A 20,047-nucleotide genomic window follows, 5' to 3' on the forward strand; every position below is an offset into this window, starting at 1 on the left:
GGGGTGTCCGTCCTCGGAACGGCGCGGAATCGGTCGCCCGGGAAGCTGGACCAGTTGACGCGCCAACCGCTGCGGGCGGACACCCCCCGACACACCCCCTTACGTCCGTACGCGGCTCCCCCGCCGTCCCGGCTGGGGTCAAGCTCCAGCGGTTCCCCGCCGTCCCGGCTGGGGTCCAGCTCCAGCGGTTCCCCGTCGACCAGTTGCGGGCAGTCGTGCCGCTGGGGCGGTACGGGGGGCGCGGCCGGGCGCCTCGGGGGCCGGTGCGGGCGGGCTCCCCTTGCGGGAGGAGCCCGCCCGGGTGGGGCTACGCGGCGACCTTGCGGGGGGCCGGGGTCGGCTCCGGCGTGGAGGTGGGGGCGGGGGTCCGTCGCGGGATCGCCAGGGCCGCCGCTCCGGCGAGGGCCACCACCACGGCGCCCACGACCAGGGCGGGCCGAAGGCCGTCCACGAAGGTCTGGGGCGTCTCGTAGCCGCCCTGCGCCGCGAAGATGGAGGACATGACCGCGATGCCCAGGGCACCGCCCACCTCGCGTAGGGCGTTGTTCGCGCCGGAGGCGATGCCCTGTTCCGCGGTGCGGACGCTGGACATCACCAGGTGGGAGGCGGGGGCGAAGAAGAGGGCCATGCCGATGCCGCTGATGATGAGGCCGGGCAGCTGGGCGGAGTAGGAGACGTCGGTGGTGGCCACGTACGCCAGGTGGCCGAGGCCGGCGGACTGGAGGAAGAGTCCCGTGGCGACGACCGGGCGGCCGCCGATCCGGTCGGAGAGGATACCGGCGATCGGCGCGACGAGCATCGGCATCCCGGTCCAGGGCAGCATCCGCAATCCCGCCTCGGTGGGCGAGTAGCCGAGGACGCCCTGCAAGTACTGGCTGAGCAGGAAGATCGAGCCGAACATGCCGAGGAACATCAGCATGCTCGCCGCGTTGATGCCGGCGAAGGCGCGGGACCGGAACAGCCGCATCGGGAGCATGGGGTTCGCCGCCCGGACGCCGTGGAGCACGAAGCCGGTCAGCAGCGCGGTGCCCGCGAACAGGCCCAGTAGCACCGGGCCGGCCGTCCACCCGTCGGCAGGCCCCCGGACCAGGCCGTAGACGATGCCGAAGAGGCCACCGCTGGCCAGCAGGGTGCCGGTGACGTCGAGTGGGGCGCCGGTGCCGTAGGACTCCCGGAGGCGGAGCCGGGCGAGGGGGAGCAGGGCGAGGCCGAGGGGGACGTTCAGCCAGAAGATCCACTGCCAGGAGATGTGCTCGGTGAGGCTGCCGCCGATGAGGGGCCCGGAGGCGACGGCGAGGCCGTTGACGGCGCCCCAGACGCCGTACGCCATCCCGCGCTTCGCGGGCGGGACCGCGGCCGTGAGGAGGGTGAGTGTCAGCGGCATCATGATCGCGGCGCCGACGCCCTGGACCGCGCGGGCGGCGATCAGCGAGTCGATGCCGGGTGCCACGGCCGCTGCCGCGGATGCCCCCGTGAACACCGTGATGCCCACGAGGAAGAGCCGCCGCCTGCCGAACCGGTCCCCCAGGGCCGCGCCGAACATCAGCAGGACGGCGAAGGTGAGCGTGTACGCGCTGACGGTCCATTCCAGGTCGTGGAGTTCTCCCCCGAGGTCCTCTCGGATGGAGGGCAGCGCCGTCGTCACGACCAGGTTGTCCAGGGCCGCCATGAAGCCGGCGACGCTGGTCACGACGAGCGCCCAGACGGCTCCTGAGCGGGTGGGTGTGGCGGGTGCCGTTTCCTTTGGCATTTCTCCCCCAGCGAATATTGGTTAGTTATTGATCAATAACTTTTGCGGGCATGAGGAGGCGGCGGCATCCGCCCTCGCCCCGGTTGCTACTTCTCCAGTCGGCCCTTGGTGCGCGCCGATGGGTACATCCCTTCCCAGACCCGGTGTTCGGGCGGGAAGCCCATGGCCACCAGGCAGTTGACGAGCATGCCGTAGGCCAGGAAGAGCGTGGTCTCACTGGCGTCCGCGCCCAGGGGCAGGTGGACCGTGTCCCACAGGCGCATCCAGCCGGCCCGTACCGCCTCGCCGAACTCGTGGTCGCCCGCCTGCTCGGCGGCACCCACGGCGACGTACATCTGCATCTGCATCATCAGGCGTTCGGGGTGTTCCGCGATGACCTTGGTATACGCGTTGGCCATGGCATGCAGGGCCTCTTCGCCCTCCAGGCCCTCTGCGGCCTCCGCGAAGGTGCGGATGGTGTCCTCCACGCACCGCTCCGCGGCCGCGAGGAAGATCGCCTTCTTGCCTGGGAAGAGCCGGAAGAGATACGGCTGCGACACTCCGACCCGCTTGGCGATCGCCTCGGTCGACGTGCCGTGGTAGCCACCGCGGGCGAACTCGTTCGTCGCCGCCCGGATGACGCTCTCGCGCCTCTCCTCCGCACTCATCCTGGCCATTCAAGAAAGTTAGTACTCAATCACTAACTACGTCAAGAGGGTGTTGCGGGTATGCGTAAGGGGTCCTTTCACTATGAGCGTCCGATCAGGTCGCGTGGTCCGGTGCCGTGCATCGCAAGGCGCCGGAAGGTCCTCGTAGCGGAGCTACCAGGACCTTTGGGCAACGCGGCGAGGTGCGATGCCGGACCACGCGACCCGGGCGGGCACAGTGAAAGGACCCCTAAGGGGCGTCTCCGGAGAGCGCCCCTATGCCGCTTGCTGGTGCTGTCAGGCGAGGCGTACGACCGCGCGGGACATGCCCAGCACCTTCTGGCCCGCGCTCGTCGCGGTGAGGTCGACGCGGACGGTGTTGTCGTCGAGCTTGGCGCCGACCTTGGCGGTGACCTCGATGGTCGCGCCCTCGTCGTCATTGGGGACGACGACGGGCTTGGTGAAGCGGACGCCGTACTCGACGACCGCTCCGGGGTCGCCGGTCCAGTCGGTGACGACACGGATCGCCTCAGCCATGGTGAACATGCCGTGCGCGATGACGTCGGGGAGGCCGACCTCCTTGGCGAACTTCTCGTTCCAGTGGATCGGGTTGAAGTCGCCGGAGGCACCCGCGTACTGGACGAGGGTGGCGCGGGTCACGCCGAAGGTCTGGGCGGGCAGTTCGGTGCCGACCTCGACGTCGTCGTAGGAGATCTTCGCGGTCATCGTGTCCTCACGCCCCCTCGGCCGCGCGGGCCACGAGCTTGGTCCAGGCGGTGACGACGTGCTCGCCCGCCTCGTCGTGGACCTCTCCGCGGACGTCCAGGATGTCGTTGCCCGCCAGGGACTTGATGCCCTCGATGGTCGAAGTGACGGTGAGCCGGTCACCGGCCCGGACGGGGCGCTTGTACGCGAACTTCTGGTCACCGTGCACGACGCGGCTGTAGTCGAGCCCCAGCTGGGGGTCCTGGACGACCTGCCGCGCGGCCTTGAACGTGATCGAGAACACGAAGGTCGGCGGGGCGATCACATCGGGGTACCCGAGCGCCTTGGCCGCGTCAGGGTCCGTGTACGCCGGGTTGGCGTCCCCCACGGCCTCCGCGAACTCACGGATCTTCTCCCGGCCGACCTCGTACGGGTCGGTGGGCGGGTAGGACCGCCCCACGAAGGACTGGTCGAGCGCCATGGGCTCGGCACCTCCTGATTGCTCTGCGGGAACGGCGGCCGTCGGCCGTGGCTCGGCGGCCGGCCGCGGGCTTGGCCGGTACCGGTCGGCGGTACCGGCCGGTACGGGTCACTCAACGACGCGAGGCCGTCCCCGATCTCTCGGGAACGGCCTCGCGTACGAGCCTGATTTATCGCGTCTCGCGGTGCGCGGTGTGCGCGTTGCAACGCGGGCAGTGCTTCTTCATCTCAAGACGGTCCGGGTTGTTACGCCGGTTCTTCTTGGTGATGTAGTTCCGCTCCTTGCACTCCACGCAGGCCAGCGTGATCTTCGGGCGGACGTCGGTGGCAGCCACGTGAGTGCTCCTTGACGAACGGATGGGACAGGTTTAACGCATAGAAGAGTAGCCGATCGAAGGACCGACCCCACAATCGGCTACTGTCAGTAGCGGTGACCGGACTTGAACCGGTGACACAGCGATTATGAGCCGCTTGCTCTACCGACTGAGCTACACCGCTGTGATGCGATCGGGCCCCGCCTTACGGCGGGAACCTTTCACACCAGAGCCCCAATACGGAATCGAACCGTAGACCTTCTCCTTACCATGGAGACGCTCTGCCGACTGAGCTATTGGGGCGAGCGATGAAGACATTACACGCCCCACCGCCGTTCCCCCAAATCCGTTTCCGGGCCCCTCTTCGCCGGGCTGCACGGGGATCTTCCCGGAGGTGGGCCGCGGCTTCGGCCGCCCAGTTCCGCGGCCCGTCGGCCGTGTACGGCCCCCCCTTTCCCGGCGCTCGCGGGGGCGCCCCGGCACAGAAACCACTCCGGTACCGCACGCGAACCACACCGGTACGACTATTGCGCTCCTCCGCGCCCTCGCCCGGTGGCCCGCCTAGGCTCGTCTCACTCTGCGTGATCTTGTGTCCCTCGCCTGCCGTCCCCGAGCGCCGTCATCCGGCGCCGTCCCCCCGCCGTCCCCCCGCCCCACCGTCCCTGTCCGCCTCCGCCGTCATGTGCAGCCGTCGCCGAGCCTCTGGGAGCGCGATGCCCGACAGCCAGTCGCAGCCGTCCCCCTCCTCGTCCGATCCGCCCTCGGGCCCGGACGAACCCGGCGCCCTGCTGCTGTGCGGTGCGCGGCTCGTGGACGGCCGGATCGTGGACGTGCGGCTGGGCGGCGGCCGCATCGAGGCGGTCGGCACGGCGGGGAGTCTCGGGACGGGCCGTACGGCCGCGTCCCGTGCCCCCGCCGCGCGGGTGGATCTCGCCGGTCATCTGCTCCTCCCCGCCCCCGTCGAACCGCACGCCCATGGCGACTCGGCCCTGTCGGCCGAGGTCGAGGGGCCGGTCCCGTACGACGGTGAGGACGTCCAGCGGCGGTTCACCGAGGCCGCGTTGCTCCAACTCGGGCATGGCGCCACGGCACTGCGCTCGCATGTGCACGTGGGTGACGTCCAGGGTCTCGGGGCACTGGCGGCGGTGCTGCGGGCACAGCGGGCGCTGCGCGGGCTCGTCGAGGTGACGACGGTGGCGATGCCCCGGGTGCTGACCGGGGTCGCGGGGGCGGAGGGGCTCGCGATCCTGCGGGACGCGGTGAAGATGGGCGCCTCCGTGGTGGGGGGCTGCCCCGATCTGGACCCGGACCCCGCCGGGTACGTCGAGGCGGTGCTGGGTGTCGCCTCCGAGCACGGTTGCCCGGTCGACCTGCACACCGACGCCGACGACCCGGCCCGGCTCGCCCGGCTGGCGGCCATGGCGGGGGGACTGCGCCCCGGCGTGGCGGTCGGCCCGTGCGCGGGGCTCGCGCGCCTTCCCGCCCCGGCCGCGTCCCGTGCCGCCGACCAGCTCGCGGCCGCCGGTGTGACCGTCGTTTCTCTGCCCCAGGGCTGCTGCGGCACCGTGGACGTCCGGGGATCCGCCCCGGTCAGGCTGCTGCGGGCGGCCGGTGTGCGGGTCGCGGCGGGCAGCGGGGCGCTGCGCGACGTGTGCAACCCCGTGGGCCGCGGGGATCCCCTGGAGGCCGCCTATCTGCTGGCCTCCCGGGACGGGCTGCGCGCGGAGGACGCGTACGACGCGGTGAGCGGGGCGGCGCGGGCGGCCCTGGGCCTGCCCGAGGTGCGCGTGGAGGCCGGCTTTCCCGCCGAACTGCTGGCCGTACGGGGCGACCGGCTCGCCGGGGTGCTCTCCCTGGCGTACAGCCGGATCGTCGTGCACCGGGGGCGTGTGGTGGCGCGCACCAGTGCGGTGCGGGAGTTCTGCGGGTCGGCGGCGGGGGCGGTGCTGGAGCTTCCCCGGCAGGGGCGGGGGGAGCCGTTCTCGGGGGCGTAGGTGGTGGGCGGAGGCCGTCGGCCCGCGCGGGGGCTGGGGCCGACTGCGGGGCGAGGACATGAGTGTGGGCACGCCGCGCGTGGGTGTCTTCTTGCTCCACGCGCGGGCGTGCCCGGTGTTGCGGGGTGTGCTCGACGAGGGCCCTGTGCGGGGCCGATGCTGGTAACCGACCCCGACGTCGCCCCGGCCACGGCCGGTTCATGTGTCCGGCCCTCGGGCGGGCCGGACACACCCGTGGCGGCCGGCCCCGTCCGAGTGGGCGTCAGACACCCAGCATTCCGCCGCCCAGGGGTCCGCCGAAGTCGTCGACCGGGATCTCGGAGGCACCCTTGGGGGCGCTGATGTCGCCGGCCTTGCCGAAGGTGAGGACCAAGGGTGCCTTGGCGCCCTTCGGGTCGTCGGCGAGGACGGCCAGGTCCGTCTCGATCCGGGTCAGGTCGCCGTTCTTGATGGTGAAGTCGACGGCGACCTTCTTGTTCGGCGCGTCCTTCAGGTCCTTCGCGGTGGGGAGTTCGGCGCCCGGCGGGAGGTCGTCCTCGATCGGCTGGAGCTTGTCGAAGACACCGGTGAGCAGTTCGCGGAAGTTGGCCTTGGCCGTGATGACCTCAGCGCCGTCCTTGGAGTCCTTGGCCTTGAAGGTGACCTCGCGGGCGATGACACCGCGAACGGCGTCAAGGATCCTCTTCTGCGTCTTGGCGTCGAGCTCGTCCGGACCGCCCGAACCGCCCGCCTCCTCACCGGCCTTCTCCAGGTCCTTGGTGTTGATCTTGACCCAGTCGCCCTCGAAGAGCGGCTTCAGGTGCTGCTCGCTCTCGGGGATTTCGTCCATCTCACCGGGCGACGGGAACGGCATGCCCATCGCCTCGCCCATGGCCTCCATGTCGACGCGGTAGTACATGTAGTCGCCGACGAGCCGGTACTCGGTGAAGACCCCCTCGTCGCCCGAGATCTTCATACCGACACCGACGAGGTCCTTCTCCCCGGACTTGGCCAGCGGCTTCTTCGACTTGACCGTCACGTCGACGCTCAGCCCGGTGAAGAACTCCGCCATCTCCGGCGGCATTTCCTCGCTGTCCTCGCCCATCAGCGCGGTGATGTCGTCCGTGTCGGCGTCGAGCCGCATGCCGAACGCCAGCGACTTCTGCTCGCCGAGCCGCTCGACGGCGTTGTCCACCTTCTGCCCCGCGCTGAGGTTCTGTACGGTGCCGCACGCGGCGACCGTGACAAGCACGGCGGCGGCGCAGCCGACCCCGCTGAAGGCGCGGCGGAAGACCGGCGCCCCTGCGGCCGATGCGCGCGCCATGGACGTACGTACGACGGATTTGTGCATGACGGTGATGACGTCCCCCTATGTTTCCGGCGTTCGCCGACACGGCGAACATTGTTGAGACGCACGAGTCACCCGGATGGTTGCGCGGCGAACGCATTCGTTCAGGCGTACGGTCGGAAACATGCGCATTGTCATCGCTGGAGGACATGGTCAGATCGCGCTGCGACTGGAGCGACTGCTCGTCGCGCGCGGGTACGAGGTCGCGGGGCTCATCCGCCGCGCCGAGCACGCCGACGATCTGCGCGCGGCCGGCGCCGAGCCGGTGCTCTGCGATCTGGAGTCGGCCTCGGAGGAAGAGGTCGCGGAGCGGCTGCGGGGTGCGGACGCCGCCGTGTTCGCGGCGGGCGCCGGCCCGGGCAGCGGTGCGGCCCGCAAGGACACGGTGGACCGCGGCGCGGCCGTCCTGTTCGCGGACGCGGCGGTACGGGCAGGGGTACGACGTCATCTGGTCGTGTCGTCGATGGGCGCGAACCCGGACCACGAGGGCGATGAGGTCTTCGACGTGTACCTGCGGGCGAAGGGCGAGGCCGACGCGTACATCCGGAGCCTGGACGCCCTGGACTGGACGATACTGCGCCCCGGCCAGCTGACGGACGACGCCGGCACCGGTCTCGTACGCCTGGAGGCCTCCACGGGGCGCGGTCCCATCCCCCGCGACGATGTGGCCGCGGTTCTGGCGGAGCTCCTGGAGACCCCGGCCACGGCCGGTCTGGTCCTGGAGACGATCAGCGGTTCGACACCGGTCTCGGTAGCCGTGAAATCGGTGGCGGGCAACTGAGGGACCCTCTGCGCAGCCGGTCAGAAGAGGGGCAGCTGGCCGGGGAACTCCGGGACGGCGTATCCGTCGAGCGCGGGCTGGGCCGCCCCGATCCGGGCCGGCCTGCGCGATCCGGGGCACGACACGAGTTCCCCGCTCGTGCCCGGCGGGTCGTGCCGCGCGAACCGTCCGGCCACGACGGCGATCTCACGACGGCACTCGGGGCAGTTCCTGCGGCGCGATGACATGGGGCCAGTGTGCCCGGTGACCCGCGCGCCGAGCGGTACGGCTGTCCGCGGCACGGCAGGGACGTGAATGATTCGCGGACGCATCCCCAACTGGCCCTGCCTGCCTCTATGTTCGCACCGGCATGCCATCGCGCGCCCCACACGAGCCTGGAGGCCCCTCCCATGCGTACCTCGCTCCGCACCGCGATAACCGGTGCGGTCGTCGTCGGCACCGTCCTGGCCGGCGGCACCGCCCACGCGACTCCGCCCGGCCCCGGAGTCACGGCGAAGCTGATCGCTCAGAAGACGGTCGGCGACACCGATTACATCGTCCGAGAGATCACCGTGCCGCCCGGTCAGGCCACCGGCTGGCACTTCCACGACGGGCCGCTGTACGGCTACGTGCAGCAGGGCACGCTCAGCCACTTCGACTCGACGTGCGCCTCCGACGGCGTCTACACGCGGGGCAGCACCGTGCAGGAGCCGGCCGGGCCCGGCAACGTGCACATCGGCCGCAACCTGGGTGACGTCCCGCTCGTGCTCACCGTGCTCTACGTCCTGCCGCACGGCGCCCCGTTCTCCCAGGACGCCCCGAACCCCGGCTGTCCGTTCGAGTGAGGAGAGGCCGGGCGGGGCCGCGTGAGACACATCACCCGTACCGGTCCCGCCCGAACGGGGGCACCCGCACAACGAAGAGACCCCCTTCGATCCGCTTCCCAACGGATCGAAGGGGGTCTCCCTCCGCGTGGCGGCGCCAGGATTCGAACCTGGGTAGGCTAAGCCGACGGATTTACAGTCCGCTCCCATTGGCCACTCGGGCACACCGCCTGGGATTTGTCGCCCTTCGAACCGCTTTTCGGCGGTGTTCCGTGGCGACGACGTAAACGATACCTGATGCGTGGGGGTGCTTCGCCACCTGATTGATCAGTACTCGGAGGGGGCTGGGTGGCTAGGCTTGTCCGGATGCGGCGCGGGACCTGACACCGGGCTCGGCGATCGCCTTTCCGCGCGCGCCGACACGTACCCGATGGTCCCGGCACGCCCCCCGACACCCCGATACAAGGAGCCACAGGACATGGCCGACTCCAGTTTCGACATCGTCTCGAAGGTCGAGCGGCAGGAGGTCGACAACGCCCTCAACCAGGCCGCCAAGGAGATCTCGCAGCGCTACGACTTCAAGGGCGTCGGCGCCTCGATCTCGTGGTCCGGCGAGAAGATCCTCATGGAGGCGAACTCCGAGGACCGGGTGAAGGCCGTCCTCGACGTCTTCCAGTCCAAGCTGATCAAGCGGGGGATCTCGCTGAAGGCGCTGGAGGCGGGTGAGCCCCAGCTGTCCGGCAAGGAGTACAAGATCTTCGCGGAGATCCAGGAAGGCATCTCCCAGGAGAACGCCAAGAAGGTGGCGAAGATCATCCGCGACGAGGGTCCCAAGGGCGTCAAGGCCCAGGTCCAGGGCGACGAACTCCGGGTGAGCTCCAAGAGCCGTGACGACCTGCAGTCCGTGATCGCCCTCCTCAAGGGCAAGGACTTCGACTTCGCGATTCAGTTCGTCAACTACCGGTAAGACGTGCGGGAAGTGCCGGTGGACAGGTACTACCGGTACTACGTGGCGGATGGGCCCTCGGCCGTGGCCGAGGGCCCACCCGTTCTCGCGCGGCGGTGCTCCTCGATGACGGAAACCGCCGATCAGCGTCGGGAGTGGCCGAACAGCAGGCGGTAGGCGATCAGCAGGACCAGGGAGCCGCCTATCGCGGCCGCCCAGGTGGCGCCGTCGTAGAAGTCCTTGGTGATCGGGTGGTCCAGCCAGCGGGCGGAGATCCATCCGCCGACGAACGCTCCCGCGACGCCGATCAGGGTCGTGACGATGAAGCCGCCCGGGTCGCGGCCCGGCAGCAGAAACTTGGCGATGGCGCCGGCCAACAGCCCCAGAACGATCCAGCCGATGATGCTCATGCCGTGAACCTGCCCCTTCGTGCTGTGCCCGTGCTGCGCCCGAGGTGTTGTCTGCGTCACGCCGCCCCGAGGGGTCGTCGTGCCGGGCACCTGGTCGTCGTGCTCTGTTGTCCTGAAGGACGCCTCCCCGATGTCCGGCGGTTGCGCTGCTCAGTAGGGTGCGGCTCATGACTCAGCCCGTTTCGGACGCCCGGTTGCGGCGCACGCTCGGCGTCGGTGACGCAGTGGTCATCGGCCTGGGATCAATGGTGGGCGCAGGCATCTTCGCGGCGCTGGGGCCCGCGGCGCACGCCGCCGGTTCCGGGCTGCTCCTCGGTCTCGCGCTCGCGGCCGTCGTCGCCTACTGCAACGCCATGTCCTCCGCTCGGCTCGCGGCGGAGTATCCCGCCTCGGGCGGCACCTATGTGTACGGACGTGAGCGGCTCGGCGAGTTCTGGGGCTATCTCGCCGGCTGGTCCTTCGTCGTCGGCAAGACCGCCTCGTGCGCGGCGATGGCGCTCACCGTGGGCGCGTACGTCTGGCCGGCGCAGGCGCACGCCGTGGCCGTGGCCGCCGTGGTGGCGCTGACCGCCGTGAACTACGGCGGTATCCAGAAGTCGGCCTGGCTGACGCGGGCCATCGTCGCCGTGGTGCTGGGGGTCCTCGCCGCCGTGGTCGTCGTGTGCCTCACCTCCGGCCAGTCCGACGCCGGGCGGCTGGACATCGGGGCGTCGGGCGGCGTGGGCGGGGTGCTCCAGGCGGCCGGGCTGCTGTTCTTCGCGTTCGCCGGCTACGCGCGGATCGCGACCCTGGGCGAGGAGGTGCGTGACCCGGCGCGCACCATCCCGCGTGCGATCCCCCTCGCGCTCGGCATCGCTCTTGTCGTGTACGCCGCTGTCGCGGTCGCCGTGCTGTCCGTACTGGGCTCGGGGGGTCTCGGACAGGCCGCGGCCCCGCTGGCCGAGGCGGTGCGGGCGGCCGGGGTACCGGGGCTGGTGCCGGTGGTGCGGGTCGGCGCGGCGGTGGCCGCGCTGGGGTCGCTGCTGGCGCTGATCCTGGGGGTTTCGCGGACGACGCTCGCCATGGCCCGGGACCGGCATCTCCCGGGGGCCCTGGCCGCCGTGCACCCCCGGTTCCAGGTGCCGCACCGGGCGGAGCTGGCCGTCGGCGCGGTGGTCGCCGTGCTGGCCGCAACCGTCGACGTCCGGGGCGCGATCGGCTTCTCCTCGTTCGGCGTGCTCGCGTACTACGCGGTCGCCAACGCGTCCGCCTGGACGCTGGGTTCCGCGCCGGTCTCACGGATCGTGCCGGTGGTGGGGCTCGTCGGCTGCGTCGTCGTCGCGTTCGCGCTGCCCGCGGTGTCGGTGGCGGTGGGCGCCGCCGTGCTGGCCGCGGGGGCGGCAGCGTACTTCGTACGGCGGTGGTGGGCGCGGCGGGGCTGAGAGGCGGCCCGTGGATGCCGCTCGCGGTCGAGCCCGGCGGCCGTGCCGCCCCGGCTCCGCGGCTACCAGCGTCCGGCGAAGGGCTGGTCCGTGGAGACGATCTCGCGGCCCAGCGGCATCAGGGAGAGCGGGACGAGCTTGAAGTTGGCGATGCCGAACGGGATGCCGATGATCGTGAAGCAGAGCGCCAGGCCCGTGAAGATGTGGGTCAGTGCGAGCCACCAGCCCGCAAGGATCAGCCACAGGACGTTGCCGAGGAACGAGGGCGCGCCCGCGTCACGGCGTTCGACCGCCGTGTACCCGAAGGGCCACAGGGCGTAGACGCCGATGCGGAACGCCGCGATGCCGAACGGGATGCCGATGATCGTGATGCAGAGGAGGAGTCCCGCGACCACGTAGCCGAGGAAGAGCCAGAAGCCGCTGAGGATGAGCCAGATGATGTTGAGGATCGTCTTCACTGGGGGCGACCTGCCATCTTCTCGAGTCGGGCGATGCGTTCGGCCATGGGCGGGTGGGTGGAGAACAACTTCGAGAAGCCCTGACCGGGGCGGAACGGGTTCGCGATCATCATGTGGCTCGCCGTCTCGATGCGGGGTTCCGGGGGCAGCGGGAGCCGCTTGGTGCCCGCTTCGAGCTTGCGCAGGGCGCTGGCGAGGGCCAGCGGGTCGCCGGTGAGCCGGGCGCCGGAGGTGTCCGCCTCGTACTCCCTGGAGCGGCTGATCGCGAGCTGGATGAGGCTTGCGGCGAGCGGGCCCAGGATCATGATCAGCAGCATGCCGACGAGGCCGGGGCCGTCATCGTCGTCGGAGCGGCCGATGGGGATCAGCCAGGCGAAGTGGACCAGGAACATGATCACCGAGGCGAGTGCGCCGGCGACCGACGAGATCAGGATGTCGCGGTTGTAGACATGGCTCAACTCGTGGCCGATGACGCCGCGCAGCTCCCGTTCGTCGAGCAGGCGGAGGATGCCGTCCGTGCAGCACACGGCCGCGTTGCGCGGGTTGCGGCCCGTCGCGAACGCGTTCGGGGCGTCCGTCGGGGAGATGTACAGGCGGGGCATGGGCTGCCTGGCCTGGGTGGAGAGCTCGCGGACCATGCGGTACAGGGCGGGGGCTTCGAACTCGCTCACCGGGCGGGCGCGCATCGCGCGTAGAGCCAGCTTGTCGCTGTTCCAGTAGGCGTACGCGTTCGTGCCCAGGGCGACGACGACCGCGATGATCAGACCCGTCCGGCCGAAGAGGCTTCCTATGACGATGATGAGTGCGGACAGTCCCCCGAGGAGTACGGCGGTCCTGAGCCCGTTGTGCCGGCGGTGCACGGTACGCCCTCCAAGTCGTGCGGCAGGGGAACCCTTTGCCTGCTGTCGCTGTTGACTCCACCTCTCAGTGGACCCTCCCGAACTGGTCAACGCCAGGCGGGAAGCACTAGTTCCCTTGTGCGCGCGGGTCGGGGCGGGGCCGTCCGGGTGAGGGCCGGGGGCCACGGCCCGCACGCGTGTACCGGGCATCGAGTTCCCGCGCGTCCGTGCCGGATGCCCCCGTGGGCGGCGAGGGGCGTGCGTGCCGGGGGGCGCGCAGGGGCGTATGGCGCCGCACAGGAGGGGCGTACGGGGCCTCGGAGGAAGGGCGTACGGGGATCTGGAAGAGGCCGGTGTCGGCTCTAGAAGAGACCGGTGTCGGCGAAGCGCAGGATCAGCTGGGGGGCTCCGGAGAGGGCGATGCCGACGATCCCGGTGAGGGCGATCGCGACGGTGAGCGGGGCGGGGACGCGGTGCGACGCGGGTTCGCCCTCGGGGGCGCGGAACAGCAGCGCGGTCCACTGGAGGTAGTAGAACAGCGCGATCACGACGTTCACGGCCATGACGACGGCCAGCCAGCCGAGGCCCGCGTCGACGGCCACCGAGAAGACGGTGACCTTGGCGAAGAGGCCGATGATGCCCGGCGGGAGTCCGGCGAGGCAGAGCAGGAAGAAGGCCAGCAGCAGGGCGGTCAGGGGGCTCGACGCGTAGAGGCCGCGGTAGTCACTGACGCGGTTGAGGGTTTTCGTCCGGCCGACGAGGGCGGCCACCGCGAAGGCGCCGAGGTTCACGGCCGCGTACATCAGGGCGTAGGCGATGGTGGAGCCGATGGCCTGCTCGGCGTCGTCGGAGTAGGCGGCGGCCGCGATCGGCACCAGGAGGTAGCCGGCCTGGCCGACGGAGGACCAGGCGAGCAGCCGGACCGCGCTGTACGCGCGCGTGGACTGCTGTCGGAGGGCGCCGACGTTGCCGACGGTCATGGTGAGGGCGGCCAGCGCGGCGAGGGCGGGTCCCCAGACGTCGGCGTACGACGGGAGGGCGACGACGGTGACGAGGATGAGCCCGGTGAAGCCGACCGCCTTGCCGACGACCGACAGGTAGGCGGCCACCGGGAGGGGGGCGCCCACGTAGGTGTCGGGGACCCAGAAGTGGAACGGTACGGCGGCCGTCTTGAAGGCGAAGCCGATGAGGGTGAGGACGACCCCGGTCTGGGTGACGGTGTGGAGCTGGCCGTCGACGTTCTGGATGCGGTCGGCGATCTCGGTGAGGTAGAGGGTGCCGGTCGTGGCGTAGACGAAGCTGATGCCGAGGAGGCTGACGGCGGTCGCGGTGACGGACGACAGGAAGAACTTCAGGGCCGCCTCGGAGGACCGCTTGTCGCCGTGGCGGATGCCGACGAGGGCGAAGGCCGGCAGCGAGGCGACCTCCAGGGCGACGACCAGGGTGGCGAGGTCACGGGAGGCGGGCAGGAGGGCGGCGCCCGCGGCGGAGGACAGCAGCAGGAACCAGAACTCCCCTTCGGGAAGTTCCTTCTCGGCGTCCTTCAGGGCCGTCATCGACAGCAGGGCGGCGAGGAGGGCGCCGCCGAGCACCATGAACTGGATGACGAGGGTGAAGCGGTCCGCGGTGTAGCTGCACACGTCGGGGTTGCCGCTCAGGCAGAAGGTGGCGCGGTCGCCGTCCAGGAGGGGCACCAGGGCCAGCAGGGACAGGGCGAGGCCCGCGACCGACACCCAGCCGAGCAGTGCCTTCCTCGTGTCGCCCACGAAGAGGTCGGCGACGAGCACGGCCAGGCCGACGACGGCGGCGAGCGTGGGCGGCGCGATGGCGAGCCAGTCGACGGACTGGACGACGGATTCGGCCAGCGGCTGGGCCGTCGTCGGGGCCAGGGAGCTCAACGGGTGCCTCCTGCGAGGAGCTGCTGCACGGCCGGGTCGGTCAGGCCGAGGAGGGCCGCGGGCCAGAGGCCGGCGAGGACGGTGAGGGCGACGAGCGGGGTCCAGGCCGCGAACTCGTACGTCTGTACGTCGGCGAGTCGGGGCCGCTCCTGTGGGGCGGCGCCCATGCAGACGCGGCGGACCACGATCAGCATGTACGCGGCGGTGAGGAGCGTGCCGAACGCGCCGATCGCCATGAAGGTGAGGAAGGCCGGGCGGCTGAGGTCGTCGGCGGGCCGGAACGCGCCGAACAGGGCGAGCATCTCGCCCCAGAACCCGGCGAGGCCGGGCAGTCCGAGGGAGGCGACGGCACCGAAGGCGAGCAGGCCGCCGAGGCGCGGGGCCCTGCCGTAGAGGGCGGCGCCGGTCTGGGATTGATCCGGCGTGGCGGAGCCGCTCGTTGAGGGGTGCTGGTCGGGCGACGGGAGGGCGAGGGTGTCGAGGTCGGTGGTGCCGGTGCGGTCCTTGAGGGCGCCGACGAGGAAGAACAGCAGGCCGGTGATGAGGCCGTGGGCGATGTTGGCGAACAGGGCGCCGTTCACGCCGGTCGGGGTCATCGTCGCGATGCCGAGGAGCACGAACCCCATGTGTCCGACGGAGGAGTACGCGATGAGGCGCTTGAGGTCGCCCTTCGCGCCCGGCCTGGCGAGGGCGAGGCAGGCGAGGGATCCGTAGATGATGCCGACGACCGCGAAGGCGCCGAGGTACGGCGCGAAGGTGCGGAAGCCGTCGGGGGTGATCGGCAGCAGGATGCGGACGAACCCGTAGGTGCCCATCTTCAGCAGGACGCCGGCCAGCAGGACCGAGCCGACGGTCGGGGCGGCGGTGTGGGCGTCCGGCAGCCAGCTGTGCAGCGGCCACATCGGGGTCTTCACCGCGAGCCCGACACCGATCGTCAGAACGGCGATGACCTGCACGGATGTGGTCAGCTCGGGGTGATTGTCAGTGGCGAGTGCCACCATGTCGAACGTGCCCGCCCTGAGTCCGATCAGGAGCAGGCCGAGCAGCATGACCACGGAACCGAGCAGGGTGTAGAGGATGAACTTCCAAGCGGCCTGCGTGCGTTGCTCACCGCCCCAGCGGGCGATGAGGAAGTACATCGGGATGAGCACCATCTCGAACGCGAGGAAGAACAGCAGCAGGTCGAGGACGGCGAAGGTCGCGAGGGTGCCGGACTCGAGGACGAGCAGCAGGGCGACGAACGCCTTCGGGGACGGACCCGCGGGCAGCTTGAAGTACGAGTAGAGCGCGCAGAGGAAGGTCAGCAGCGCGGTCAGGACCAGGAGGGGGAGGGAGATGCCGTCGATGCCGAGGTGGATGCGCACATCGAGTGCGGGAATCCAGCTGATGTCGGTCCTGGCCTGCATCTTCGACGGATGGTCGTGGTCGAAGCCGAGCGCGAGGACGATCGCGGCGATGAGCACCGCGCCGGTCACGGTGATGCCGTGGCGGAGCACGGCCTGCTCGGGTGACTTCCCCTTCAGCCCCGGCGGGGCCGGCAGGAGAGCGGCGGCGGCGCCGATGAGCGGGCCGACGACGACGAACGCCAGAAGGAACTGCATCACGGACTCGTTGATATCGATCACGCCTGCTCACACTCCCGTGGCGACGAGAAGGGCGGCGACCACCAGGACGACGGTGCCGGCGAGCAGCGCGCTCACATAGGTCTGCACATTGCCGGTCTGCGCCCGTCGTACGGCCGCGCCGAGCAGGCGGGGCAGGGCCCCCGCGCCGCGTACGTAGGTGTCGACGACCTCGCGGTCGAGGAACCGGACGAGTCGCGCGCCGGCCTCGACCGGGCGGACGAAGAGTGCCTCGTACACGGCGTCGAGGTGGAAGCCGACGGCTGCGTGGCGGTGCAGCGGGCTGAGCAGGACCCGGGAGGGGTCCGTCGGGTCGGGTGCGGAGGCCACGTCTCCGTAGGCGGGTGCGTGGCTCGCGATGGCCTCCGCCTCGACCGTCGCTGCGTCCGCCTCGGGGTGGGCCGCGACCGCGCCCAGCGGTGTGCGGGCCAGCGCCGTGGTGTACCGCCAGGCGATGTACGTGAGGAGTCCGCCGGTCAGGGCGAGGCCGGTGCCGAGGACGGACGTGGTGAGGGTGGGGGCCAGGTCGTCGCCGTCGAACCAGTCCGGGAGTGTGCCGTAGGCGAGTCCGCCGAGGGAGAGGGACGGGATGGCGAGCACCCAGAGGACCACGGTCATGCTGAGCGGCTGGCGGCCGTGGTCGGGGGCTTCGTCGCCCTGGCCGCGGAAGGCGCGCAGCCACAGGCGGGTGGCGTACGCGGCGGTGAGGAGGGCTGTGAGCAGGCCGGCGACGAGGACGGTCCAGCCGGCGGCGCCGGGGATGTGCTCGGCGTGGCCCTCGGCGGCGTTCTCGGCGGCGCCGAGGACGGATTCCTTGGAGAAGAAGCCGCTGAAGGGCGGGATCGCGGCGAGGGCCAGGAGTGCCACGGTCATCGTCCAGTAGGCGTCGGGGACGCGGGTGCGGAGGTTGCTCATGCGGGACATGGCGGCCAGGGAGTTGGTGCCGGCGGCGTGGATGATCACGCCGGCGGCGAGGAACAGCAGCGCCTTGAAGGCGCCGTGGGAGATGAGGTGGAAGACGGCGGCACCGCGGTCGCCGACGGCGAGGGCGCCGGTCATGTAGCCGAGCTGGCCGATCGTCGAGTAGGCGAGGACGCGCTTGATGTCGTCCTGGGCGAGGGCGGCGAGGGCCGAGCCCGTCATGGTGGCGGCGGCCATCACGGCCATGACGACCAGGGCCGCCGCGGAGACGGCGAAGACCGGGAGGAGGCGGGCGACGAAGTAGACACCGGCGGCGACCATCGTCGCGGCGTGGATCAGCGCGGAGACGGGCGTCGGGCCGGCCATCGCGTCGGGGAGCCAGGTGTGCAGCGGGAACTGCGCCGACTTGCCGGCCACACCGGCCAGGAGCAGCAGGGCGATCAGCGTCGGGTGGTCGAGGCCGCCGTCGGCGACGGTGCCGACGATCCGGGTGATGCGGAACGACCCGGCGTCGGAGGCGAGGGCGAACAGACCGATCAGGAAGGGGACGTCACCGAGCTTGGTGACCAGGAAGGCCTTGAGGGAGGCGGCGCGGGCCTCCGGGGTCTCCCAGTAGTGGCCGACCAGGAAGTAGGAGCAGATGCCCATGATCTCCCAGCCGACCAGCAGCACCATCAGGTCGCCGGAGTAGACGACGAGGAGCATCGCGGAGGTGAAGAGGGAGACGAGAGCGGCGTACGAGGGGTAGCGCGGGTCGTCGCGCAGATAGCCCGTCGAGTAGATCTGCACACAGGTGGCGACCAGGCCGACCAGGACGGCGACGAGGGCGGCGAAGCCGTCGATGTGCAGGGCGAGGTCGATGGGGACCGAGCCGGTCGGCGTGAGCTGCGTGGCCGCGTCGAGGGGGCGGTCGCCACCCTGGCGTACGGCTACCAGCACGGCCAGGGCGAAGGCCGTGAGGGCCGGGAGTACGGCCAGGGGGCGGACGAAGCCGGGGGCGGTGCGGCCGAGGAGCAGGCCGGCGGCGGCGCCGAGGAACGGAAGGAGGGGGACGAGGACGGCGAGGGTGGTCGTGGTCACGCGCTGGCCTCGGCCTTCTCGCTCCGCTCGGGTCGCTCGGCAGTGTCGCGGAGTTTGTCGATGTCGGCGGTGCCGCGGTTGCGGTGGACGGCGAGGACGATGGCCAGGCCGATGCCGATCTCCGCGGCGGCGATGGTGATGGTGAACAGGGTCAGGGCCTGCCCGGAGTGGAGGGTCTCCTCGGCGGCCTTGCTGAGCCAGACGTCGAAGGCGACGAGGTTCAGGTTGACGGCGTTGAGCATCAGCTCGACGGACATCAGGACCAGGATCGCGTTGCGGCGGGCGAGGACGCCGTACAGGCCCGTGCAGAAGAGGAGGGCGGAGAGCACGACGGGATAGGCGAGGTGCATCAGCGGACCCCTCCCTCGGACGGGTCGGGGGCCGGGCCGGCCGTCTCGGCCGGGGCGGGGGCTGGTTTCGGCACGGAGGCGTCGGCGGGGGTGGGTGCCTTGGCCGGGGTGGATGCCTCGGCCGGGGCGGGCGTCTTCGGTTCGGCAGGCCCCGGCTTGGCCTTGCGGGACAGGACGATCGCGCCGACCAGGGCGGCGAGAAGGAGGACGGAGAGGGCCTCGAAGGGGAGGACCCAGTTCTGGAAGAGGCTTTCGCCGGTGGCCTTGGTCGAGCCGGCGGCGGGGCCGTCGAGGTCGATCCACGTGGTGCGGAAGGCGTCGACGACGACCCAGACGAGGGCGGCAGCGGCGGCGACGGCCACGGTGAGGGCGGCCCAGCGGTTGCCGGAGTCGGCGTCCGGGGAACGGCCGATCGGGGCCCTGGTGAGCATCAGGCCGAACAGGAGGAGCACGACGACGGAACCGACGTAGATGAGGACCTGGACCCAGGCGATGAACTCGGCGGTGAGCAGCAGGTACTCGACGGCGAGGCCGCCGAGCGCCACGACCAGCCACAGGGCGGCGTGCACCAGTTGGCGGGTGGTGACGGTGACGATCGCGGCGCCGAGGGTGACCAGGCCGACGAGGAGGAAGGCGATCTCGACGCCGGTCGGCGAGAGGAAGCCCCGGTTCTCGACCGCGGCCAGGGAGGGATGGTGGTGCGTGGCGGCGAGTGCGACGGCGGCGGTGGGGATCATGCGTTCCCCTCCCCCGGCTGCGCCTGTTCGGCCTGCTGGGTGGCGGCGAGTTTCTCCGCGGTCTTGCGGGCGGCGGTGAGTTCCTTGGGTTCTTCGGCGCCGGGGTCGAGGGCGGGCGGGGCGGGGACGGTCCACATCCACTCGCGGAGTTTCTCGCGCTCGTGGGTGAGTTCGCGGATGTCGGTCTCGGCGTACTCGAACTCCGGGGACCAGAAGAGGGCGTCGAAGGGGCAGACCTCGATGCAGATACCGCAGTACATGCAGAGGGAGAAGTCGATGGCGAAGCGGTCGAGGACGTTGCGGCTGCGCTCGCGACCGCCGGGGGCGGCGGGCGGGACGGTCTCCTTGTGGGAGTCGATGTAGATGCACCAGTCCGGGCACTCGCGGGCGCAGAGCATGCAGACGGTGCAGTTCTCCTCGAAGAGGCCGATGACGCCGCGGGTGCGGGGCGGCAGTTCGGGCAAGGCGTCCGGGTACTGCTCGGTGACCGTCTTCCGCGTCATCGTGCGGAGGGTGACGGCCAGCCCCTTGGCGAGGCCGGAACCGGGGATGCGGGGCCGGGTGGGCGGGAGGGACTCAGCCATG

The 20,047-nt window shown here is 71.0% G+C and carries 21 protein-coding genes and 3 tRNA genes; 5 read left to right on the plus strand and 19 right to left on the minus strand.

Going from position 1 to position 20,047, the window contains the following annotated elements:
- Nucleotides 1–307: 307 nt before the first annotated feature.
- The 7 genes from ACZ43N_RS24745 to ACZ43N_RS24775 all read right to left on the minus strand — a co-directional run bounded on the left by ACZ43N_RS24745 (nt 308) and on the right by ACZ43N_RS24775 (nt 4,178).
- Entirely contained in the window at nt 308–1,750 is a 1,443-nt protein-coding gene (locus ACZ43N_RS24745; protein ID WP_468100418.1) for an MFS transporter, read from the minus strand.
- Nucleotides 1,751–1,836: 86 nt separating this feature from the next.
- Nucleotides 1,837–2,406, minus strand: coding sequence for a TetR/AcrR family transcriptional regulator (locus ACZ43N_RS24750; protein ID WP_468100420.1), 570 nt, complete (start codon nt 2,404–2,406; stop codon nt 1,837–1,839).
- A gap of 267 nt (nt 2,407–2,673) precedes the next feature.
- On the minus strand, nt 2,674–3,102 hold the full coding sequence (locus ACZ43N_RS24755; protein ID WP_468100421.1) for a MaoC family dehydratase: 429 nt from the start codon (nt 3,100–3,102) through the stop codon (nt 2,674–2,676).
- Between the two features lie 7 nt (nt 3,103–3,109).
- On the minus strand, nt 3,110–3,562 hold the full coding sequence (locus tag ACZ43N_RS24760; protein WP_468100423.1) for an FAS1-like dehydratase domain-containing protein: 453 nt from the start codon (nt 3,560–3,562) through the stop codon (nt 3,110–3,112).
- 169 nt (nt 3,563–3,731) lie between these two features.
- Entirely contained in the window at nt 3,732–3,896 is a 165-nt protein-coding gene (gene rpmG, locus ACZ43N_RS24765) for a 50S ribosomal protein L33 (protein ID WP_003948671.1), read from the minus strand.
- Nucleotides 3,897–3,986: 90 nt separating this feature from the next.
- A tRNA-Met gene (locus ACZ43N_RS24770) sits at nt 3,987–4,059 on the minus strand.
- 46 nt (nt 4,060–4,105) lie between these two features.
- Nucleotides 4,106–4,178: transfer RNA gene (locus ACZ43N_RS24775), tRNA-Thr, on the minus strand.
- A 410-nt stretch (nt 4,179–4,588) separates the two neighbouring features.
- Here ACZ43N_RS24775 and ACZ43N_RS24780 point away from each other — a divergent pair.
- Entirely contained in the window at nt 4,589–5,869 is a 1,281-nt protein-coding gene (locus tag ACZ43N_RS24780; protein ID WP_468100425.1) for an amidohydrolase family protein, read from the plus strand.
- A gap of 262 nt (nt 5,870–6,131) precedes the next feature.
- Here ACZ43N_RS24780 and ACZ43N_RS24785 read toward each other — a convergent pair whose 3' ends face one another.
- On the minus strand, nt 6,132–7,199 hold the full coding sequence (locus tag ACZ43N_RS24785; protein WP_468100427.1) for a hypothetical protein: 1,068 nt from the start codon (nt 7,197–7,199) through the stop codon (nt 6,132–6,134).
- A 121-nt stretch (nt 7,200–7,320) separates the two neighbouring features.
- Between ACZ43N_RS24785 and ACZ43N_RS24790 the strand changes: the two genes are divergently transcribed.
- Nucleotides 7,321–7,977, plus strand: coding sequence for an NAD(P)H-binding protein (locus ACZ43N_RS24790; protein WP_468100429.1), 657 nt, complete (start codon nt 7,321–7,323; stop codon nt 7,975–7,977).
- A 20-nt stretch (nt 7,978–7,997) separates the two neighbouring features.
- Here ACZ43N_RS24790 and ACZ43N_RS24795 read toward each other — a convergent pair whose 3' ends face one another.
- Entirely contained in the window at nt 7,998–8,204 is a 207-nt protein-coding gene (locus tag ACZ43N_RS24795) for a hypothetical protein (protein ID WP_468100431.1), read from the minus strand.
- A 162-nt stretch (nt 8,205–8,366) separates the two neighbouring features.
- On the opposite strand from ACZ43N_RS24795, the gene ACZ43N_RS24800 reads away from it, so the two are divergent.
- Nucleotides 8,367–8,801 carry a cupin domain-containing protein gene (locus tag ACZ43N_RS24800; RefSeq protein WP_468100432.1) on the plus strand — a complete coding sequence of 145 codons (435 nt, stop codon included), beginning with the start codon at nt 8,367–8,369 and terminating at the stop codon, nt 8,799–8,801.
- Between the two features lie 128 nt (nt 8,802–8,929).
- Here ACZ43N_RS24800 and ACZ43N_RS24805 read toward each other — a convergent pair.
- Nucleotides 8,930–9,011 (minus strand) — tRNA-Tyr (locus ACZ43N_RS24805).
- Between the two features lie 247 nt (nt 9,012–9,258).
- On the opposite strand from ACZ43N_RS24805, the gene ACZ43N_RS24810 reads away from it, so the two are divergent.
- Nucleotides 9,259–9,747, plus strand: coding sequence for a YajQ family cyclic di-GMP-binding protein (locus tag ACZ43N_RS24810; RefSeq protein WP_159771632.1), 489 nt, complete (start codon nt 9,259–9,261; stop codon nt 9,745–9,747).
- 122 nt (nt 9,748–9,869) lie between these two features.
- Here ACZ43N_RS24810 and ACZ43N_RS24815 read toward each other — a convergent pair whose 3' ends face one another.
- Nucleotides 9,870–10,136: a GlsB/YeaQ/YmgE family stress response membrane protein gene (locus ACZ43N_RS24815; protein ID WP_468100434.1), complete on the minus strand. Its 267-nt coding sequence runs from the start codon at nt 10,134–10,136 to the stop codon at nt 9,870–9,872.
- A gap of 167 nt (nt 10,137–10,303) precedes the next feature.
- Between ACZ43N_RS24815 and ACZ43N_RS24820 the strand changes: the two genes are divergently transcribed.
- Nucleotides 10,304–11,557, plus strand: coding sequence for an APC family permease (locus ACZ43N_RS24820; protein WP_468100435.1), 1,254 nt, complete (start codon nt 10,304–10,306; stop codon nt 11,555–11,557).
- 62 nt (nt 11,558–11,619) lie between these two features.
- Here the strand turns inward: ACZ43N_RS24820 and ACZ43N_RS24825 are convergent, their stop codons facing one another.
- From ACZ43N_RS24825 to ACZ43N_RS24860, 8 genes are all read right to left on the minus strand, one after another.
- Nucleotides 11,620–12,015, minus strand: a complete 396-nt coding sequence (locus ACZ43N_RS24825) for a YccF domain-containing protein (RefSeq protein WP_468100437.1) — start codon at nt 12,013–12,015, stop codon at nt 11,620–11,622.
- Complete coding sequence (gene htpX / locus ACZ43N_RS24830) at nt 12,012–12,875, minus strand: zinc metalloprotease HtpX (RefSeq protein ID WP_468100439.1); 864 nt, start codon at nt 12,873–12,875, stop codon at nt 12,012–12,014. Before htpX ends, ACZ43N_RS24825 begins: the two co-directional genes overlap by 4 nt.
- Nucleotides 12,876–13,216: 341 nt before the next feature.
- Entirely contained in the window at nt 13,217–14,752 is a 1,536-nt protein-coding gene (locus ACZ43N_RS24835) for an NADH-quinone oxidoreductase subunit N (RefSeq protein ID WP_468100441.1), read from the minus strand.
- The gene (locus ACZ43N_RS24840) at nt 14,749–16,377 is read right to left on the minus strand and encodes a complex I subunit 4 family protein (RefSeq protein ID WP_468100442.1); all 1,629 of its coding nucleotides are present in this window, start codon (nt 16,375–16,377) and stop codon (nt 14,749–14,751) included. The genes ACZ43N_RS24835 and ACZ43N_RS24840 overlap by 4 nt, the downstream gene beginning before the upstream one ends.
- A 6-nt stretch (nt 16,378–16,383) precedes the next feature.
- Nucleotides 16,384–18,375, minus strand: a complete 1,992-nt coding sequence (locus ACZ43N_RS24845; RefSeq protein ID WP_468100443.1) for an NADH-quinone oxidoreductase subunit 5 family protein — start codon at nt 18,373–18,375, stop codon at nt 16,384–16,386.
- A complete protein-coding gene (nuoK, locus tag ACZ43N_RS24850; protein ID WP_055716154.1) occupies nt 18,372–18,725 on the minus strand; it encodes an NADH-quinone oxidoreductase subunit NuoK in 354 nt (117 codons plus the stop codon). Before nuoK ends, ACZ43N_RS24845 begins: the two co-directional genes overlap by 4 nt.
- Nucleotides 18,725–19,462: an NADH-quinone oxidoreductase subunit J family protein gene (locus ACZ43N_RS24855; RefSeq protein ID WP_468100446.1), complete on the minus strand. Its 738-nt coding sequence runs from the start codon at nt 19,460–19,462 to the stop codon at nt 18,725–18,727. Before ACZ43N_RS24855 ends, nuoK begins: the two co-directional genes overlap by 1 nt.
- Nucleotides 19,459–20,046, minus strand: a complete 588-nt coding sequence (locus tag ACZ43N_RS24860; RefSeq protein ID WP_468100448.1) for a NuoI/complex I 23 kDa subunit family protein — start codon at nt 20,044–20,046, stop codon at nt 19,459–19,461. Before ACZ43N_RS24860 ends, ACZ43N_RS24855 begins: the two co-directional genes overlap by 4 nt.
- Nucleotide 20,047: the final 1 nt, after the last annotated feature.

This window comes from Streptomyces sp. NPDC030814, assembly GCF_055572155.1.